This window comes from Marinobacter sp. S6332, assembly GCF_023016045.1.
Lineage (GTDB): Bacteria > Pseudomonadota > Gammaproteobacteria > Pseudomonadales > Oleiphilaceae > Marinobacter.
This window is the reverse complement of sequence record NZ_JALKAP010000013.1, coordinates 29,516-47,469: the sequence shown is the minus strand read 5'-3', so window position 1 is coordinate 47,469 and position 17,954 is coordinate 29,516. Positions and strand designations below refer to the sequence as shown.

General features: G+C 54.5%; 16 protein-coding genes. 8 read left to right on the top strand and 8 right to left on the bottom strand.

What is annotated here, in order from left to right; all coding sequences use genetic code 11:
* Positions 1 to 52: 52 nt before the first annotated feature.
* Positions 53 to 1,345, top strand: coding sequence for an MATE family efflux transporter (locus tag MWU62_RS16310; protein ID WP_247115941.1), 1,293 nt, complete (start codon positions 53 to 55; stop codon positions 1,343 to 1,345).
* Here the strand turns inward: MWU62_RS16310 and MWU62_RS16305 are convergent.
* On the bottom strand, positions 1,331 to 1,756 hold the full coding sequence (locus MWU62_RS16305) for a thioesterase family protein (protein WP_247115876.1): 426 nt from the start codon (positions 1,754 to 1,756) through the stop codon (positions 1,331 to 1,333). The genes MWU62_RS16310 and MWU62_RS16305 overlap by 15 nt on opposite strands.
* Positions 1,757 to 1,944: 188 nt before the next feature.
* Here MWU62_RS16305 and MWU62_RS16300 point away from each other — a divergent pair, with 188 nt between their 5' ends.
* A complete protein-coding gene (locus MWU62_RS16300) occupies positions 1,945 to 3,600 on the top strand; it encodes an MBL fold metallo-hydrolase (RefSeq protein WP_247115875.1) in 1,656 nt (551 codons plus the stop codon).
* Between the two features lie 49 nt (positions 3,601 to 3,649).
* Here the strand turns inward: MWU62_RS16300 and MWU62_RS16295 are convergent, their stop codons facing one another.
* Positions 3,650 to 3,808, bottom strand: a complete 159-nt coding sequence (locus MWU62_RS16295) for a YqaE/Pmp3 family membrane protein (protein WP_200362641.1) — start codon at positions 3,806 to 3,808, stop codon at positions 3,650 to 3,652.
* A gap of 258 nt (positions 3,809 to 4,066) precedes the next feature.
* Between MWU62_RS16295 and MWU62_RS16290 the strand changes: the two genes are divergently transcribed.
* Both MWU62_RS16290 and MWU62_RS16285 read left to right on the top strand, forming a co-directional pair.
* Complete coding sequence (locus MWU62_RS16290) at positions 4,067 to 5,416, top strand: succinylglutamate desuccinylase/aspartoacylase family protein (protein ID WP_247115940.1); 1,350 nt, start codon at positions 4,067 to 4,069, stop codon at positions 5,414 to 5,416.
* Between the two features lie 53 nt (positions 5,417 to 5,469).
* The gene (locus MWU62_RS16285) at positions 5,470 to 5,850 is read left to right on the top strand and encodes a hypothetical protein (RefSeq protein ID WP_247115874.1); all 381 of its coding nucleotides are present in this window, start codon (positions 5,470 to 5,472) and stop codon (positions 5,848 to 5,850) included.
* Here the strand turns inward: MWU62_RS16285 and MWU62_RS16280 are convergent.
* Positions 5,843 to 7,036: a PatB family C-S lyase gene (locus MWU62_RS16280; RefSeq protein WP_247115873.1), complete on the bottom strand. Its 1,194-nt coding sequence runs from the start codon at positions 7,034 to 7,036 to the stop codon at positions 5,843 to 5,845. The genes MWU62_RS16285 and MWU62_RS16280 overlap by 8 nt on opposite strands.
* Before the next feature lie 147 nt (positions 7,037 to 7,183).
* Here MWU62_RS16280 and MWU62_RS16275 point away from each other — a divergent pair, with 147 nt between their 5' ends.
* The 3 genes from MWU62_RS16275 to MWU62_RS16265 all read left to right on the top strand — a co-directional run bounded on the left by MWU62_RS16275 (position 7,184) and on the right by MWU62_RS16265 (position 11,660).
* Complete coding sequence (locus MWU62_RS16275) at positions 7,184 to 8,128, top strand: AEC family transporter (RefSeq protein WP_247115872.1); 945 nt, start codon at positions 7,184 to 7,186, stop codon at positions 8,126 to 8,128.
* An 11-nt stretch (positions 8,129 to 8,139) separates the two neighbouring features.
* Positions 8,140 to 9,030, top strand: coding sequence for a prenyltransferase (locus MWU62_RS16270; protein WP_247115871.1), 891 nt, complete (start codon positions 8,140 to 8,142; stop codon positions 9,028 to 9,030).
* 128 nt (positions 9,031 to 9,158) lie between these two features.
* On the top strand, positions 9,159 to 11,660 hold the full coding sequence (locus tag MWU62_RS16265) for an acyl-CoA dehydrogenase (protein ID WP_247115870.1): 2,502 nt from the start codon (positions 9,159 to 9,161) through the stop codon (positions 11,658 to 11,660).
* A 68-nt stretch (positions 11,661 to 11,728) separates the two neighbouring features.
* Here MWU62_RS16265 and MWU62_RS16260 read toward each other — a convergent pair whose 3' ends face one another.
* From MWU62_RS16260 to MWU62_RS16250, 3 genes are all read right to left on the bottom strand, one after another.
* Positions 11,729 to 13,021, bottom strand: coding sequence for a DSD1 family PLP-dependent enzyme (locus MWU62_RS16260; protein WP_247115869.1), 1,293 nt, complete (start codon positions 13,019 to 13,021; stop codon positions 11,729 to 11,731).
* Between the two features lie 37 nt (positions 13,022 to 13,058).
* Positions 13,059 to 14,450, bottom strand: a complete 1,392-nt coding sequence (locus MWU62_RS16255) for a D-arabinono-1,4-lactone oxidase (protein ID WP_247115939.1) — start codon at positions 14,448 to 14,450, stop codon at positions 13,059 to 13,061.
* Between the two features lie 118 nt (positions 14,451 to 14,568).
* The gene (locus MWU62_RS16250; protein WP_247115868.1) at positions 14,569 to 15,516 is read right to left on the bottom strand and encodes a LysR family transcriptional regulator; all 948 of its coding nucleotides are present in this window, start codon (positions 15,514 to 15,516) and stop codon (positions 14,569 to 14,571) included.
* 122 nt (positions 15,517 to 15,638) lie between these two features.
* Here MWU62_RS16250 and MWU62_RS16245 point away from each other — a divergent pair, with 122 nt between their 5' ends.
* On the top strand, positions 15,639 to 16,556 hold the full coding sequence (locus tag MWU62_RS16245) for a DMT family transporter (RefSeq protein WP_247115867.1): 918 nt from the start codon (positions 15,639 to 15,641) through the stop codon (positions 16,554 to 16,556).
* Positions 16,557 to 16,691: 135 nt separating this feature from the next.
* Here the strand turns inward: MWU62_RS16245 and MWU62_RS16240 are convergent, their stop codons facing one another.
* Both MWU62_RS16240 and MWU62_RS16235 read right to left on the bottom strand, forming a co-directional pair.
* Positions 16,692 to 17,255, bottom strand: a complete 564-nt coding sequence (locus MWU62_RS16240) for a gamma-glutamylcyclotransferase (RefSeq protein ID WP_247115866.1) — start codon at positions 17,253 to 17,255, stop codon at positions 16,692 to 16,694.
* Positions 17,256 to 17,264: 9 nt separating this feature from the next.
* The gene (locus MWU62_RS16235) at positions 17,265 to 17,903 is read right to left on the bottom strand and encodes a MarC family protein (protein ID WP_200362663.1); all 639 of its coding nucleotides are present in this window, start codon (positions 17,901 to 17,903) and stop codon (positions 17,265 to 17,267) included.
* Positions 17,904 to 17,954 lie beyond the last annotated feature (51 nt).

Sequence of the window (17,954 nt, the reverse complement as noted above, 5' to 3'; positions counted from 1 at the left end):
ACCCGTGAGCAACACCACCCAAACCGCCAGCCTCCCCCGCCAACTCTACAACATGACTTGGCCCATGCTGTTTGGCGCGCTCTCACTCATGACATTCCAGCTCGCAGACAGCGCCTTTATCGGCCAGCTTGGCCGCGATCCACTGGCTGCTCTGGGCTTCACACTGCCCATGCACCAACTCATCATAGGGCTACAGGTAGGGCTGGGCATTGCCACCACCGCCATCATTTCACGCACACTCGGGGTAGGCGACGAACTCAGGGCGTTTCGCCTAGGCGGGCTGGTCATCACCGTTGGCAGTGCACTGGTATTTGTGCTCTGCATTATCTTATGGCTTTTCCAAACCCCCATCATGACCGCCCTCGGCGCAGACGACACCCTGCTCCCAATGGTGCGCAGCTACTGGGTGCCCTGGCTGTTCTCCGCCTGGATCGGCGCATTTTTATATTTCGGTTACAGCATTTGCCGCTCCCATGGCGACACCAAACTGCCCGGCTACATGATGGTTGCCACCAGCCTTGCCAACATCGCCCTGGACCCACTCTATATCTTCGTATTCGGCTGGGGACTTCCCGGTGCGGCCTGGGCCACCGTAACCTCATTCGGAATCGGCTGCCTATTCATCTATCCAAAACTGCTGAAGCGAGGCTGGGCTAGATTCGACCTTCGCGAACTCGCTCTGGGCCGCGCCTTGAAACAACTCAATAGCATCATGGCCCCTGCCATGGTGAGCCAACTCATGCCCCCCGTCTCTGCCATGCTGGCAACCGCCATGGTCGCTGGCTTCGGCTCAGCCGCAGTTGCCGCTTGGGGCCTGGGAACACGTCTGGAATTTTTCTCCATTGTGGTGGTACTCGCACTCACCATGTCCATGCCACCCATGATCGGCCGCATGCTAGGCGCAGGCGAGATAGAACAAATCCGCAAGCTAGTTCGGATTGCAGTGCGTTTTGTGGTGGGATGGCAACTGGCCATTGGCCTGCTCTGGTTAGTCGCCTCTGGCCTAGTTTCTGATCTGTTTAGTAGCGACCAACAGGTACAGGAAATTCTGGGGGCATACCTTGTTCGCGTACCGCTCAGCTACAGCGGCCTCGGCGTGTGCATGCTGATGGTGTCTGTGTGCAATGCCCTTGGCCTTGCCTTGCGGGCACTACTGGTTTCATCCCTGCGGCTGTTTCTGTGCTTCCTACCGCTGCTTTGGCTGGGTAGCCAACTCAACGGCATATATGGGCTGATGAGTGGTGCATTGGTGGGAAACCTGTTTGCCGGCATTATGGCGTACAGCTTCTACCGAACCGGCATGAAGCACCTCCGCAAAAACGGAAACGAATCAGGCAAAGCGTGACCGAAAGCTCTCCGGCATGGGCACCACCTTCTTTTGCAGGTAGTCAAAAAACACAAACCCATACTTTGCCAAAGCAACGGGCTGGCCACTCTCTACTTTGGTTACCCGGAACACAAAGTCCCCACCATATTTATTGAAGTCCATCACCCCCACTTCAAAGCGCAGCATCTCCGGAAAAAAGGATTCAGACTGATACATGGTGGCTAAATCAGTAACAATAATGCCCTCGCCGCTGCTATCGCTTTCAGGGATATCATAACCAATCAAAAACTGGGCGCGTGCTTCCGAGAGCATTGAGACCAGAGCATCGTTACCCAGATGGTTCGCGCCGTTAATGTCTGTTGTGCGAACCTGCATAAGGGTTTCAAAACAGAAAACGTCATCTGGGAAGGAAAGTTTAATTCGGGCCACTTGAGATACCTGTGTAGCAAAATTTTGGGTGCGGCAGTGGATGATACTCTTTAGCACAGCCGCGTTCACCTCAAGATCTTGACGCAAAAATCGGTTATCTTCGTTGTAGGTCTTTAGCGCTAAACCCACCCTTCGTGCATTAGGTTTGGCAACTGCGTTGGATGTAAAGGCAAGCGGAGGTTACGGTTTTGAACAATAAGAGCTCTACGGATATTCGCCCTGCGGCCACTCTGGCACTGGTGAGAGACACTCCTGGTGGCATTGAGATATTACTGCTGCAACGCACCTGGGACGCCGTTTTTTTACCCGGCTACTACGTTTTTCCCGGGGGCGCGGTAGATCAGAAGGAATCACACGGGCGCGAACACGCGATGGGGCCAGAGGATACTGAGATCAGCCATACCATGAGCCTGAGCGAGGGCGGAGCGGATTATATGCTGGCTGCCGTTCGGGAATGCTTTGAAGAGGCTGGCATGCTGCTGGCGGTGGATGCAGATAGGCACCTAATAACCGGAGATCATGCGGTTCATGCAGATCGCACGGCGGTGTTCAAATGCGAGCTCTCGCTAGCGGAACTATGCCAGCGCCACAAACTGACTATTCCGCTAGACAGGCTGGCCTATCTTAGCCACTGGGTTACCCCGCCCGGTCCTCCCCGGCGCTTTGATACTCGGTTCTTTGTAACCGAAGCGCCCAAGAACCAGCTGGTGAGCCATGATGGCGAGGAAACCATAGATCACGTGTGGCTCAGCCCGGCGCAGGCACTGGAGGAACACCGGGCTGGCAAGCGCTTGATGACATTACCCACCATCAGAACGCTGCGGGTTCTGCGCGATTTTGATTCTGTGGAAACCCTGATGCGCTACGCCTGGGCCAATCCGCCAGAGTCCTACCCCAGCGACCCTTGGCCAGCGATCCGTCGCGGTAAGCCGGTGTTTTTGGAGCCGGATTCGCCCGCCTACGATGAGGCCGTTAAGCTAGACCCAGAAGGCGAAGGCACCACAAAAGCGGAGGTTGTTTCCGGTGAGCCTGTTGAGGTTGCCGCGGGCGTGATCCGCCTTACTGCACCCAACCCTGGGATGATGACCGGTCCGGGCACAAACACCTATATTCTGGGCCACGAGCGCTTTACCGTGCTCGATCCAGGCCCAAATCATGAAGGGCACATCGAACAGATTCTAGAGGTGACGGGTGGCAAAATTGATGCAGTCGTGGTTACCCACACGCATTTGGACCACTCCCCCGGTACCCGGGCCTTAAAAGAAAAAACCGGCTGCCGGGTGTACGGGCGGCAGGCACCCGCAGGCGCTTCGCAAGATCAGGCATTTGCGCCGGATGAACAGCCTGAACATGGCGATATTATCGAAACCGATGCGGGCTCACTCAAAGCACTGCACACGCCGGGGCATGCCTCCAACCACCTATGTTTTCTGTTAAGTGATCAAGAACTTTTGTTTTCAGGAGATCACATCATGCAAGGCTCAACGGTGGTTATAAACCCACCCGACGGCGACATGAAAGCTTATCTGGAATCTCTCTATGATCTACTGGCAGAGCCGATCCGCTTCATTGCTCCGGCGCACGGCTTTTTGATGGGCCAACCGGAAGCCATCATCGATTACCTGATCACCCACCGCTTGGCCAGAGAACACAAGATTGCGCGAGCGCTCGACAAGCTATCGCCCGTAAACCTGAAAGACCTCACCAGCAAGGCTTACGGCGATGTGCCCACCGCTATTCACGGACTTGCTGCCCGCTCCGCCTTAGCGCACCTGCTGAAGCTAGAGGCCGATGGCCGAGCCTTGCACACAGACGGTATCTGGCGTGCAACGCCAACCACCTGAGCCATAGCCACTGGCAAATGCTCCGCGCATCTGCCAGTGGCAACAATGGCTACTTTTTAGCGATTATGTACACCGCGTGCACTATGCCGGGAATGTAGCCCAAAATAGTCAGCAAGATGTTGATCCAAAAGTGTTTCCCAAGGCCCACTTGTAGGAACACGCCCAGCGGCGGTAACAGAATGGCAATAATAATTCGCAAAAAGTCCATACAGATAACTCCTTGTGTCGGATATAACGGGTAAGGTTCGAATACACTCCATAACCATACTATCCATAGCCGCATTATTAATGGCTACATCATGAAAATGGCATTAAACCTTTGTTATTGCCATATCCACGACCACCGGCTGGCCTTTATCCTTGGGCCCTCGTAAATAACCTGTGAGGAATCATGCTGTTTTACAGGCCGCAAGCGCTGACCGCCCGCTCAATCACTTTGTGCACGCTCCTGCTGGTGTTGCCTTCAATGACTCTGGCAGAGCCCTCCGGCAATATTAGCAAGGGCAAGACACAGCCCACTCAGGATGCGCTACTGGCCCAGCTAGCTGAAGACGAAAACGTTGAAGATGTAGAGCGTTCGGAGCCTCTGCAAGACGCCCATAATGCGCCACCCTCCGAGGACGCCCCCCCCGTCAAAAAGACGAAGCCTAAACCCAAACCAAAAACGGTAGCGCCTAACATTGACCTGAAAGAAGTTGCCCCGGCACCGACTCCAGAGCCGCCGAAGAACCCGGCTAGTGGGGACAGTTCGGGCGATGAAGTACAGGTGGTAGACAAAACTCCGGAAGGCGACGTACCCGCTGCCGAAGCGCCGGTGCCGCAAGCATCCCAATCAGAAGCAAAAGAGCCTCTGCCCGCTAATAATTTGGTCTTGCTTGATAGCGAAGTTTTGCCCGGCACATCCACACGCTTGGCATGGTCATCCAATATTCAGATTGCAGGCTTGTCGCAGCCCACACCCGTACTGGTGGTCAATGGCGTTAATGCTGGCCCTACTCTATGCCTGACAGGCACCATTCATGGTGACGAGCTTAACGGCATCGAAATCATCCGCCAGACAATGTACGACCTTGATCCGGAAAAACTAAGTGGCAGCGTGGTGGGCATCCCCATTGTGAACCTACCGGGATTCCAGCAGGGTAGCCGTTACCTACCAGACCGCCGCGATTTAAACCGGCACTTCCCCGGCAGTCCAAATGGTAGCCTGGCAGATCGCATTGCCCACTCGCTTTTCGAGAACATAATCCGGCACTGCGACATGCTGGTGGATATCCACACAGGCTCACTGAAGCGAACTAACCTGCCGCAGCTTCGCGCCGATATGAACAACCCCACGGTGGCTGAGTTTACCCGGGGCTTTGACCGCATGGCTGTGGTACACAGCACGGGATCATCCGGAATGCTGCGCACTGCCGCTGTGAATGCAGGCATTCGCGCAGTTACCTTAGAAGCTGGGGAGTCCCACCGCATCCAAGAGCACCAGATTGATGCTGGCGTAAACAGCCTAACCAGCTTGATGGAAAAACAGGGGATGATCTCGCGGATGTTCGTATGGGGCGATCCCCAGCCTGTTTACTACAACTCGGCTTGGGTTAGAGCAAACCACGGCGGCATTTTGTTCAGCGAGGTCAAATTGGGTGCCAAAGTGTCCAAGGGTCAGATTCTCGGTTACATCGCAGATCCGATCACCAACGCTCAATACCCTATTCATTCCACTAACGATGGCAGAATCATTGGCATGGCCGTGGATCAGGTAGTTATGGCGGGCTTTGCTGCCTATCACATAGGCACGGAGGCAAAAGTCCCCGGAGAATAGTATCCTATCGTTTTTAGCTAGAACGGTCTGATATACCCTCTAAGGAGCCTACTATGCTCAAACATCAAACGTTCAAATCTCTCCATCCTTTAATGGCGTCCTCTCTGCTGGCACTGCTTATCATGGCTTTTGCTACTGCTGCCTGCGCTCAGGGTGAAGAAGCCCCCAAGCTGCAAATGCCTGACGAGATTGTGGATGTAGACATAGCCCCAAGCTCAACCTCCGGGTCAACCAGCACCTCTGGAGAAACCACCACGGGCCTCTGCGAACAGCCTGAGCATTGGCTTTATGCAAAAACCTACAAAGAAGGCGAGATGGCAAGCCACGGCGGCAAGGTGTGGAAAGCCATTAAAACCACCGAAGGCGATATGCCGGGGATGAACGAACCGGCTTTTTGGGAGCAGATAAAGAACCACTGTTCTGTGGTTAATTAGCAGCTTTGCGATCCTGTAACGCCTTCTCGATGCGTTTCAGGACCTCGGCCAGCATCGCTTTGGGGCAGCCAATATTGAGCCGCATAAAACCACTGCCTTGATCACCGAACGAAATGCCGGGGTTCATGCCCACTCCGGCATCCTGCACAAAAAACTGTTTCAACGCGGCATCATCCAGCCCCAAGTTTCGACAATCCAGCCACATGAGATAAGTACCTTCAGGTGAACTGGCTTGAATACCGGGTAGACGGGCATTGACCGTTTCCAGCACAAAATCACGATTCTTCTGCAAATAGGCCATTAATTCATTCAGCCAAGACCCACCGTGGCGGTAACCCGCCTCAAATCCAGCAATGCTAAACGGATTGCACTGGGGCAAGTGCATGGAGTCGAACACGGCCTTCATGGCATTACGCTGATCCCTATTTGGAATAACCAGCGCAGATAACCCAAGCCCCGGTATGTTGAAGCTTTTGCTTGGGGCTATAGCCGTAACAAGTGCGTCATCAGGTCGAGCGAGCGTTGCCAGCACGCGGTGGCGAGGCTTGTCGGCAAAGGTCAGGTCGCAGTGAATTTCATCGGAAATCACCATCAAATCATGGCGGCGGGCAATATCCAGAACCGCTTCCAACTCCTGCTCGGACCAAACTCGGCCAACCGGGTTGTGGGGTGAACACAGCATCAGTAAACGGGCATCGGCGCGCGCTGCGCAGATTTCCAAATGATCCAGGTCCATCCGGTAATGCCCGGTTTGCTCATCGCGTATCAAAGGGTTCTCAACAAGAGCGCGGCCACTTAAACGCACAGAACTGAAAAAAGGCGGATACACCGGTGGCTGAACAATCACACCCTCTCCCGGTCCAGCATAAGCCATGCACGCCGCATGCAAGGAGGGTACAACACCGGGCGCCATCAAAATCCATTCGCGCTGAATTTTCCAGCTATGCCGCTCACTAAACCAATCCACTATTGATTGGTACAAGCTTTCGGGAAATAGCGTATAGCCATAAACCGGGTGCGCGGCGCGCTCAGACAACGCCTCGGTTATGGCCGCTGGCACAGGGAAATCCATGTCTGCCACCCAAGCCGGTATCACGTCCTCACGGCCAAACACGGCCTTGCGGGCATCAAATTTTACCGAACGGGTGTTCTCGCGATTAAGCGCTTGATCAAACGGGACTGTCACTGGCGAACTCCACAACCGGTTAGCAATTAAATAGTCCGGCTTATTGTGAGTGGGTACCGCCACCATCGCAACCAAGGTGTCCTGTTCTGGGCCAGCGCATTCTGCTTTGGTCGAGTTCAGTGCAATAATGCTTGCGGTAGTACCGAAATGCTTGCGAACCTAACCGTTTATCTGCACACCATCCCGCGCCCGTTGGAGCTTTTAATGATTGGCCAGATTCTTTCGACCCTGCTGCCGGTATTTCTTATTGCAGGTTGCGGCGCCCTTTACGGTCGGTTTCGCACCCCGGATATTCGGGGACTGAACGTACTGAACATGGAACTGTTTGTTCCCATGTTGGTTTTTGCAGTGCTGGCCGACCAGCAAGCACCACTACAGGACTACGCCGGGCTTGCACTGGCGGCAACGGTTGTCGTTCTAGGCTCGGGAATTGTGCTATATCCACTAGCGCGGGTTCTCAATCTGAATCTAAAAACTTTTCTGCCGCCGATGATGTTCAACAACTCCGGCAACATGGGTATCCCGTTGTTGGTTCTGGCTTTCGGCGAGGCGGCTCTACCAGCCGCGATAGTGCTATTTATTGTGGAAATGCTGCTGCACTTCTCCGTGGGGCTATACATGCTAGACCCACACACGTCCATTTTACAGCGCCTGAGACTGCCCATTGTGTTTGCCAGTATCGCAGGGCTGGCGGTGAACATTGGCGGCGTTGCTCTACCCGGTTGGCTATTACACTCTCTGAATATGCTCGGCGAAATCTGCATACCACTCATGCTGTTTACGCTGGGCGTGCGCATGTTGGATATCGACTTTAGCGACTGGAAACTGGGCATGCTCGGCGCCATTGCCTGTCCGGTCAGTGGGTTATTGCTGGCGTGGCCCATGATTGCACTGCTTGATCTACCCGGCATGCAAATCGCTTCTCTTTGGGTATTTGCAGCCCTACCTCCCGCAGTGCTCAATTACATGGTGGCAGAGCAATACCAACAAGAGCCCCATAAGGTGGCTTCTCTCGTACTCATTAGTAATCTTGGCAGCCTTATTGTTATGCCGATTGTGCTCGGTTTGGTTTTTGCTGCCGGTTATATCTGAGGAAATAACGAATGTCTGAAACTGTTGCGGTGGTGCGCGCATCCCGCCCTAACTTTCTTATTCTTGCGCCTTTATGCGTTGGGCTGGGCGTTGCAGTGGCCTGGCAACAGGGTTCGCCACCGGCATTGCTGGATACACTGCTGGTGTTTGTTGGCGCACTGCTGGCCCACGCGGCGGTAAATCTGCTCAATGAATATGAGGATTTTGTCTCCGGGCTCGACCTGATTACCTCCCGCACACCCTTCTCAGGTGGCAGCGGAGCACTCCCGGAGACTCCCAGCGCGGCAAAGCGCGTTTTGGTAGCTGCCCTCGGCACTCTGGCCTTGGTTGTCCTTATCGGCCTGTATTTTCTCTGGCAGCGCGGGCTTCCCATGTTAGTTTTGGGCACTGCCGGTGTTGTACTTGTGCTTACCTACACCCGTTGGATTACCCGCTCCCCTTTGTTGTGCCTTTTTGCCCCGGGAATGGGGTTCGGGCCAGTGATGATTTTAGGCACTCTGGTGGCACTAGGGGCTAGGCTTGATGCCACGGCCATCACCGTATCGGTGATCAGCCTTTTGCTGGTGAGCGAACTGCTGCTTATCAATCAGATACCCGATGCCGAGGCCGATCGCAAAATAGGCCGTCGCCACTTGGTTATTACCCTTGGCACCCGTGCCGCTGCCCGTCTGGTATCCGCATTGTTCCTCTCGGGGTATGCTGTTTTGGTAATGGGCATAGCCACCGGCTGGTTGCCATTGCCGTCTATACTGTCATTAGCAACCGCACCCTTTGCACTTTGGCTGGTTTGGAAACTTCCGGGCGCCCTCAACCAACCGGATTCGCTCAACACACTGCTGGGCACCAATGTGGCCATCCTTCTAGCCACCTTGGCCCTGCTGATTGTTGGCTTGAACCTTTAAGCTAACGCAATGGCAATCTATGCGCTGCTGCATTGCCCTTGCAAGTAAAGCGACTTTGACCGAAGGTTATTTAGAGGTTCCTTAATCCAGAAATTTTCTGATTTCTTTCACGATACGGAGGTCTACACATGAGTGTACTTTTACTGCTCATTAGTGCCCTGATTCTGATTTATGTAGGAATTGGCGGCACCACCGCCGCTGTGGTGATGTCCATCGCAACCCTGATTGGGGTGTTTCAGGATGAATGGCACATTGCCAGTGTTCTGTTTGGCGGTCTTTTTTTAGCTTTGGCCCTGATTCTGGTTATTCCTAGCGAACTGCGCCTCGACAAATTTAGCCGCCCCCTGCTGGGCTGGGTTCGCAGCCGCCTTCCGAAGCTCTCCTCCACAGAAGAAGAAGCACTGAAATCCGGCTCTGTAGACTGGGACGGCGAGCTGTTTTCCGGCAAGCCAGAGTGGTCCAAACTACTGGATGCCAGACCTGCGCACCTAACAAGCGAAGAGCAGGCGTTTCTCGATGGCCCGGTAGAAAAACTCTGCGCCATGCTGGACGACTGGAAAATCACCCACGAACACTACGACCTGCCGGAAAAAGCCTGGAAGTTTATCCGTGAAAACGGCTTTTTCGGCCTGGTGATTCCGAAAGAAGACGGCGGTATGGGCTTCTCTAATACAGCCCATTCGGAAATCGTGATGAAGATTTCTACCCGCAGTGTGTCTGCGGCCGTTACCGTTATGGTTCCCAACTCCCTCGGCCCGGGTGAGCTGTTGATGCACTACGGCACCGATGAGCAGAAAAAACACTACCTGCCCCGTTTGGCAGGCGGCGAAGAAATCCCCTGCTTTGCCCTGACCTCGCCGATTGCTGGCTCCGATGCGGGCGCCATTCCCGATAAAGGCATCGTGTGCAAAGGCCAGTGGAACGGCAAAGAAGTCTTGGGTTTGAAAGTTACCTGGAACAAGCGTTACATCACCTTAGCTCCGGTTGCTACGCTGGTTGGCCTAGCCATCAAGGTTTACGATCCCGAGAGCCTACTGGGCGATAATGCCGACATAGGCGTAACCTGCGTTCTGGTTCCCCGTGATACGGAAGGCGTACACGCCGGTGCTCGCCACCTACCGATGAATACCGTATTCATGAATGGGCCCACCTGGGGCACCGAGGTGTTTATCCCCATGGATCAGGTTATCGGTGGCCAGGAAATGCTCGGTAAAGGCTGGACCATGCTGCTGGAGTGCCTGTCCATTGGCCGCTCCATTTCCCTGCCTGCTTTGGGTACCGGTGCTGGTAAGGTTGCCAGTCTGGCAACCGGATCCTACGCCTATACCCGCGAGCAATTTGGCCGCTCCATCAGTCAGTTTGAGGGTGTTCAGGAAGCTCTGGAGCCTATCGCAGGCTACACCTACATGATGGATGCAGCTCGCTTGCTCACCTCCGGCATGCTAGACCGAGGCGTTCGGCCAGCCGTGCCTTCAGCACTTCTGAAGTATCGCAACACTGATTTGATGCGGATAGTGATCAACCACGCAATGGACGTAGTCGCAGGCCGTGGCGTCATTACTGGCCCACGCAACTTTATGGCCCGCGCCTACAATGCGGTGCCCATCGGTATTACGGTGGAGGGTGCAAACATTCTGACCCGCAGCCTGATGGTGTTTGGCCAGGGCGCCATTCGCTGTCACCCGTTTATAGTTGAAGAAATTGCCGCCGCCGGTATGGAAGACGAAGATCAGGCCGCGAAAAAATTCGACGGTATCTTCTACCGCCATCTGGCCCACACCACGCGGAATGCTCTGCGGGCTCTGGTTCTAGGCCTTACCGGTGGTTTGCTTGAGTCGGTTCCGGCACAGGGCAGCATCAAGTCGTCTTACCGCCAGCTGGCGCGCTTTTCAGCCGCATTTGCGTTGATGACCGATGTCACTCTGCTCTCCGTAGGCGGAGGCCTTAAAGCCAAGCAACGCCTCTCTGGGCGAATGGCAGACTGCCTCGTACAGTTGTACTACGCATCCGCAGTTATTAAGCAGTGGCATGAGGAAGGCTACCCGGATGACCAGCGCCCGGTGGTGGAGTGGTGCCTACAAACCTGCCTGCGCGACCTGCAAGACTCCATGCGCGAAGCCATTATCAACTTCCCGGTACCGGCTCTGCGCTGGCCGCTGCGCCTGCTGGTGTTCCCGTTGGGTGCCACGGGTCTTAACGGGCCAGACGACAAGCTGGGTACCCGCGTAGCCGCTAGCATTGTTAAGGACACCCCACTACGCCAGCGCATCAGCCGAGGTGCCTACACCACCACGGATCCGGATGACCCTCTTGGTCGGGTTTTGAATGCCTACAAACTGGCAAACGAAACCGCCGACATGCGCAGCCGCCTGCACGACGCTATTCGCAATCGTGATGAAGACGATCTGGACGGTATCGCATTGTTGATGGGCCACCAGCGCAAAGAACTGGTGGACTGGGCTTGCGCCGAGGGCGTTGTGAAAGCCGATGAGTGCGAAAAACTCGAAGAAGCACTGACGGCTTTGTATGACGTTATCCGGGTAGATGCCTTTGATGAAGAGGGCCTAAAGGCGCTGTCTCGATGCGCCAAAGGTAAACGCAAAGTGGTTGAAAGGCCTGCAGCAGAGTAGTACAAACTCTGCAGTATTGTTGGCGGCGAGTGTTTCAGGCGCTGGCCGCCAACTCTATGATTCGATAGCTATGCTCTTGAGCCGTCCTGATACACTGGCCAGTGCTCTACAATCTTGCCCTTCCGCACAGCCAATATGTCGCCAAACTGCAGCAACACCGACTCGCTCTGCTGCGGCCGTAGAAACACCTGATCGCCCACTCCAAGCCCTACGCCCGGTGAGGCATTAACCAACTCCTGGTTAGAGCTCCTGCCATACAGGCTGTTGCTCTGTAGGCCCTCTGGTGCAACAAAATCGGCCAGCCAGTTGCCACCATATATAAAATAGCTGGCACGTTGGTTTACATCCCACCATGAGAAGATTTTTGATTTGCCGTCCAGCGCTGGAATATTTACCGGCCCCGTGGATTTCAAAACCGGGCTGGCAATAAATGCTGCAGGCACGTGATCACTCAATGATGGCAAATCAAAGTGCGTGGGCATCACCATGGCAGAGCCCACCGCCAGCTCCGAGCTCAGGGTTTCGGTTTCGTGCAGTCGATAGCTTGGACTACCTGCAGTATTGAGCGTAAGACTTTCCCGCCAGAGTGCCGGGTATTGCTTTTGGGTGAAATCGACAAAGCCCTGATAGCGCGCCATTACCTTGCTAAGAAGTGCTTCTGGAGAACCGAGAACCGAAGGCAACTTCATGCCCACAAAGGGGTCGTAACCCATAAAGCCCGTGAATTCCAAATGCTCCGGGTTACTTGCAATCAGGCCAAGCAGAGCATCCAACGAGTTGTTATTGGCCACACCGCCTCGATGCAGGCCTACATCCAGCTCAATGTTGATCCGGAACTTGCTGTTACGTGCTTGCGCTATCTGCAGGTATTCCTGCAACCGCTCGGGGGCATCAATCAGCCACTGAATGCGCGCGGTTGGATCACCCTGCCCCTGATGCTGCTGGTAAAACACCTGAACCGAGCGGGCTGGCAGCGGCTTACCCAGTAAAATGTCTGCTTGCGGAAAATACTCGGCAGTCTGGTTCAAAAAAGGCTGGTGGAAGGACATCAACTTGTCTGTGCCCGTGCGGCTAACAATGTACTGCAATAGGCCCCGGCAAGGCAGTGACTTTTCAACCAGACGCAAGGCTTTGCCACTGCGTTGCACAGAGGCAGTCACCACATCAATGTTGTGATCAAGCCGATCGAGATCTACCAGCAAAACCGGCCGCATAGGCCCGGTGTTTTTGAGCTCTGCGTTCAGGGCTAGAAAATAGGCCTTATAAGGCCTGCCTTTGTCTGCAGGACGTAACCATGCAGCGCTGGCCAGCATAGCGGCACCACCCAGCAGGCCGGTGAACAGAAAACCACGACGATTCACGATGCTCTCTCCTTAAAAGCCTCCTTCAAAATTTCCCTCACGCCCCCATAATTTTGCGTAAGTGGCCGTTCAAAAATCGCCCCTGCGGGTCCAGACTCTGCCGTAGCCCGGTAAACTCGCTCCACTGGGGGTAAAGTTGTTTCAGATGTCGCGAGTTCAATGTGTGCAGCTTGCCCCAGTGGGGCCTGCCGTTGTACTTCCAGAAGACCGGTTCTATAGCCGCAAAAAAGTTGTGGTAATCCATGCTGTAATGCTGGTGCACTGAAATGGCACAACTATCTCGCCCTTGAAACATGCTCAATGGCGCATCGTCAGCCTTCACATAGCGATATTCAATGGGAAACCAGGTAGACAGGTTGTCGCGCTCGATCAGTTGCAAAATTTCTCGTAGGCAGGCTGGGCCCTGCTCTGCAGGCACGGAGTATTCCATTTCGTTAAAGCGCACGGAACGCACGTTGGAATAGATCTCGTAGGACTCGCCAATACGCTCATCAAAGGTGGCAAAGTGCTGCAGGTTGTTGAGCAAAAACCGTCGGGCCGCCGGGAAGTCACTGCCGTATTTGTCGAGCTTTTCCAGCAGAGTTACGAATTCATTGCCGCCACTTTCGGCCTTGTTTACCGGAGGGGTGGCTGGCTCGTCGGTTTCGTTCAAGGCAACAGCCAGAGCGTAATCAGAGTGGGTAATCACCAGCATTTCCCAGTGCTGGTTTTCGGAAACATGCTTGTCTATATCTGCCAGCAAGTCCTCTGTTTTGGCGACCCACATGTTTTCCCGCAGGCGGTACGCGGGGCGGTTTTGCATGGTTAGCCGGGTGATAACTCCTAATGCACCCATGGATACTTTGGCAGCATTGAAAATTTCAGGGTTACGGCTAGCGTCGCAATCCAGAACCTCTCCGCCCGCCGTCACTAGCTGCAAACCCGCTACATAGCTGGAATAGGAGCCATATTTGATGCCTGTGCCATGGGTGGATGTAGCAACAGCGCCGCCCAGAGTCTGGTGATCAATATCCGCCATATTGATAAAACCCTGACCCACTTCATTCAATGCCATGCCCATAAGCGCCATGGAAGTACCGGCTCCAAACTCTGCCTGATGGGTTACCGAATCATGGCTAAGCATTCCGCTGAAATAACCTAGAGAAAGCAGCGTGTCATCGGTTGGCACCAGCGGGCTGAACGAGTGGCCTGCGCCAACCGGGCGAATGGTACCAGTGCTGTTGGCAATGATGCTCACCAACTCATCCAGACTTTTTGGCGTTAATTGATGCGCTGGCAAACAGCTCTGCGCACCGGACCAGTTACGCCATGGGCTCATGCGTTCCGGGTTCAGCGCCTGTGCGAGTGCAGTGGGGCTGGCAAAAGCACCCAGAGCACCGAGGGCGCCAGCGACTTGTAAAAATTGGCGACGATTTAACGACATGTGGATTCCTTGCTCACTGCGCTTTCTGGCAGCTAAGTTGTTCTTGGTGCAAGGATACCGGCTACGCAACGATTGTTTGAGAGTACTAGCGCTCATAAATCGGATTGAATACCGACGATTTTCACTATTCCGACCTCAATCCCCCTCTAATGGCCTCACCCACCAGCCAGCCTCTTAGCAATTGAATACTCCGCTCCCTGCGCCTGCTGGTTTTCCAGGCGAAATAGAACCGGTCGCCGGTTACCAACGGGTGACAAGGCAAGCGCACAAACTCTTCAGAGTCTTTACGGGTGCTCAACATGTAGTCGTTGGTCAGGGCAATGCCCTGATGAAAGCGCGCCGCTTCCAGAGCCAGCAGCATGTGGCTGAAATGCTGAACACGACTGCCGGAAGGCAAGGGCTCTGCCACGGTTTGAAACCAGGCTTCCCAGTCTCCAGCGGCTTTATCGTAGATGCTGTAGGTGGATAACAGAGGGAAGCGCGCTACCTCGGCGGGGGTCATAGCTGGCTCATCGCGCCCGGTAACGTCCGTTTCCCGCCCAAGCTCTCTTCGGATGCGTTGCCAATAGTCTTGGCTGCATACCGGGAAAAGCCGCTCCACATACAAAAGCTCATAACTGTAGGCTGGAGAGTCTCGGTGGATGGTAATAAAACAATCCGCTACCCGATCCGATAGCACCGGATTTTGGCTGGTCATTTCCAAGGCCAACTCCACCTGCGGATGCAGGCGCTGCAAATCTGGCAGCCGTGGCACAAGCCAGCGCACCGCAAAGGAGCTAAAGAGCGCGAGCCGCAGCCGGGACTCTTCGCGCCCCATAAGTTGCTCACTGGCGCGCTCTATCTGCAGCAAAGCCGTACCAATGGCATCCAGATACTGGCGGCCCTCGTCGGTCATCGAGAGAGTTCGCCCACTGCGCCAAAACAACTTTTCACCGAGATAGGTTTCCAGTTGTTTGATTTGATGGCTCACCGCGCTCTGGGATACCGCCAGCTCCTCCGCAGCCAATGAAAAGCTGTTAAGACGGGCAACCGCTTCGAATACCGGCAAAGCTTTCAGAGGTGGCAGCTTCATTATCTAATTTCCTAATGCCTTACGAATAAACATCATTTTATCGGATATTAAAACGCACCTAGACTAAGACTGCCACTTCCTACGTGCGCGCTTTAGTCACTCCCAACAATCAGGAAAAGAAGATGTCAGGCAAAACTGTTAACAGCGCTATTCTTTTGCTTGTGCTTGGCAACGCCATGGCGCTGATATCGGACGTATTTATCAAACTGATGGAACCGGGCGCGCCCATTCTTCAGTTCGCGTTTTTACGTTGTCTGATCACTCTCTTATTCCTGCTACCTTTGGCCCGCAAGATCGACCGCACCAACTTGTTTGGCGGCATAAAAGTTCACGCCATAAGAGCGCACGTTCATCTGGTAGGCCTGCTGTGCATGATCGTCGCCCTGAGCAACCTGCCTCTGGCCACAGCCAACGCGGTGTTTTACGCAGCGCCGATTCTGGTCATGGTGTTTTCGGTAGTTATCTTCCGGGAGTCGCTGTCGCCTTTGAGTGTGCTTGCGGTATTCAGCGGCTTTGCAGGCATCATCGTTATTTTGCGCCCGGTAGAATTCAATTGGGCGGCTGTAGCTGCACTGGGGTCGGCGATTACTCTGGCCATCAACGCGGTGATGGTGCGCAAGTTGCCCAAGGGCCAGACCACTGTGCACAAGCTGTTTCTTAACTACTTGCTGGTGATTCCGGTGTCTGGATTGCTGGCGGTATGGGAGTGGCAACAGGGTGCTACTTGGCACCCAGAAATTCTGTTTACAGCGGCAGCTTCGGCGTTTTTTATTCTGGGGTACAACATCACCGTTTTGCTCGCCTACAGGCAGGTGGATGCAAACCAGGTAACCAGCGCCGAGTACACAGGACTGATTTGGGCGGTAGGTATTGGCTGGATCTGGTTTAATGAAGTGCCGGACTGGTGGTTTCTGGCGGGCAGTTTGATGGTTATTGTGCCATTGGTGATGATCGGCCTGAACCAGCGTCGCAAATCACCTCCTAGAGGCTTTAATCCTGCTACCCGGGAAGAGTCTCGGGTCGCTTCGGTGGAGGCCTGACGCAGTAGGGGGAGAAACGCCTCCCGAAACACGCTGTGAATACGTCCGTGTACGCTTGGCTCCGCCATCCATGGCTCCGCACAGTTTCGGGAGGCGTTTCTCCCCCTACTGCTTGTTTGGCATTGCGTACCCGGTTTATGAGTCTGCTTTTAGGCAGGCTTCAATTGAGAATGTGTGGGTGCACTCATCACCCAATGCCCGCAAAGACTCTGCAAGCCTGAGCAAATATTCAGAATTGGGGCCACTCGGACCAACCGCAGAAGCAATCTGCCGCGCTATGTCTTCATCCGGCGCATGGCCAAGAAAGGCTTCGTTATCTTCCGTGGCAATGTAAACCAGCCCCTCACCGTGACTGCCGTTATCGAACGTCAAAGTTGTGGTGAATCGCAGATAACCATTCTTTTCCCGCACATCCAAATGCTCGAAAACCTTTGGTGAAACCCGAAACGCCATGCCCTTGCAAACCGCTCCAGGCTGCTCGATCAGAGTCACTACGCGCCCCGGCGCTTCAGGAGTGCCCCGGTGGTCGTGAGAACCCTGCCAGAACCGGCGGGCCCAGCCCTGAATCGAGGCGGGGCATTTTTCCAAATATGGGAAATCCACTTTGTAAATCAGCGAGCCATAGCCAAACAACCAGATCGAATCGATACCGGAGAAGTCCTGTCGATTGCGGTTGTGCTCAGTGGTGTCGGTGGACATTACTCTTCCTTATGCTCCCAATAACCCCGAATTGGCGATAAAACCTGTAATGCCGGACAGCACAATTTCTGCCGCCATGGCCGAGAGCACAAGACCGCTGATCTTTGAAAGGATGTTAAGGCCGGTTTTGCCCAAGGCTTTTTCCAGATAACCGGACAAGTGCAGCAAAATACCCAAAATCAGGAGGCCGGAAAGCAGGCCCAGCAGCCCGCCAGCAACTTCCGGGGCACTCTTGAGCTCAGCGCCGTATACCAGAATAGCACCAATGGTGGCGGGGCCGATCATCACCGGAACGGCCAAGGGTACAACCGCTATATCATCCCGCTCTTCTTCCGGCAGGCCGGTGGCGTGGTTACGGGTGCCGCTGGTGACCAGACTGATGGCAGTGAGGAACAGCAGCGTACCGGCACCAATACGGAAAGAGTTCAAGGTAATGCCAATGGCACTGAACAGCACCGGACCGCCAAAGAACAATATCACGCCCATAACGGATGCCGCGATACAGGCCCGGCGAATAATCGAGGCTTTTTCAGCCGCAGGCAGCCCTCGGGTCAAGGCAATAAACATAGAGACGGCAAAGAAGGGCGCCAACAGAAACAGGAAGCGAATCGTGCTGCTGACATAGGTACTGAAAAACATTTCAATCATCAAAAATATCCGGTCCGGAAAAAGATGCAAAGCATAGCGCCAATCCGCAAT

Bases quoted from the DNA above. Each gene is read 5' to 3' on its own strand.
- MWU62_RS16235 (WP_200362663.1), bottom strand. From the start codon at position 17,903: ATGATTGAAATGTTTTTCAGTACCTATGTCAGCAGCACGATTCGCTTC.
- MWU62_RS16285 (WP_247115874.1), top strand. From the start codon at position 5,470: ATGCTCAAACATCAAACGTTCAAATCTCTCCATCCTTTAATGGCGTCC.
- MWU62_RS16270 (WP_247115871.1), top strand. From the start codon at position 8,140: ATGTCTGAAACTGTTGCGGTGGTGCGCGCATCCCGCCCTAACTTTCTT.
- MWU62_RS16245 (WP_247115867.1), top strand. From the start codon at position 15,639: ATGTCAGGCAAAACTGTTAACAGCGCTATTCTTTTGCTTGTGCTTGGC.
- MWU62_RS16265 (WP_247115870.1), top strand. From the start codon at position 9,159: ATGAGTGTACTTTTACTGCTCATTAGTGCCCTGATTCTGATTTATGTA.
- MWU62_RS16310 (WP_247115941.1), top strand. From the start codon at position 53: ATGACTTGGCCCATGCTGTTTGGCGCGCTCTCACTCATGACATTCCAG.
- MWU62_RS16250 (WP_247115868.1), bottom strand. From the start codon at position 15,516: ATGAAGCTGCCACCTCTGAAAGCTTTGCCGGTATTCGAAGCGGTTGCC.
- MWU62_RS16295 (WP_200362641.1), bottom strand. From the start codon at position 3,808: ATGGACTTTTTGCGAATTATTATTGCCATTCTGTTACCGCCGCTGGGC.
- MWU62_RS16275 (WP_247115872.1), top strand. From the start codon at position 7,184: ATGCTTGCGAACCTAACCGTTTATCTGCACACCATCCCGCGCCCGTTG.
- MWU62_RS16240 (WP_247115866.1), bottom strand. From the start codon at position 17,255: ATGTCCACCGACACCACTGAGCACAACCGCAATCGACAGGACTTCTCC.
- MWU62_RS16290 (WP_247115940.1), top strand. From the start codon at position 4,067: ATGACTCTGGCAGAGCCCTCCGGCAATATTAGCAAGGGCAAGACACAG.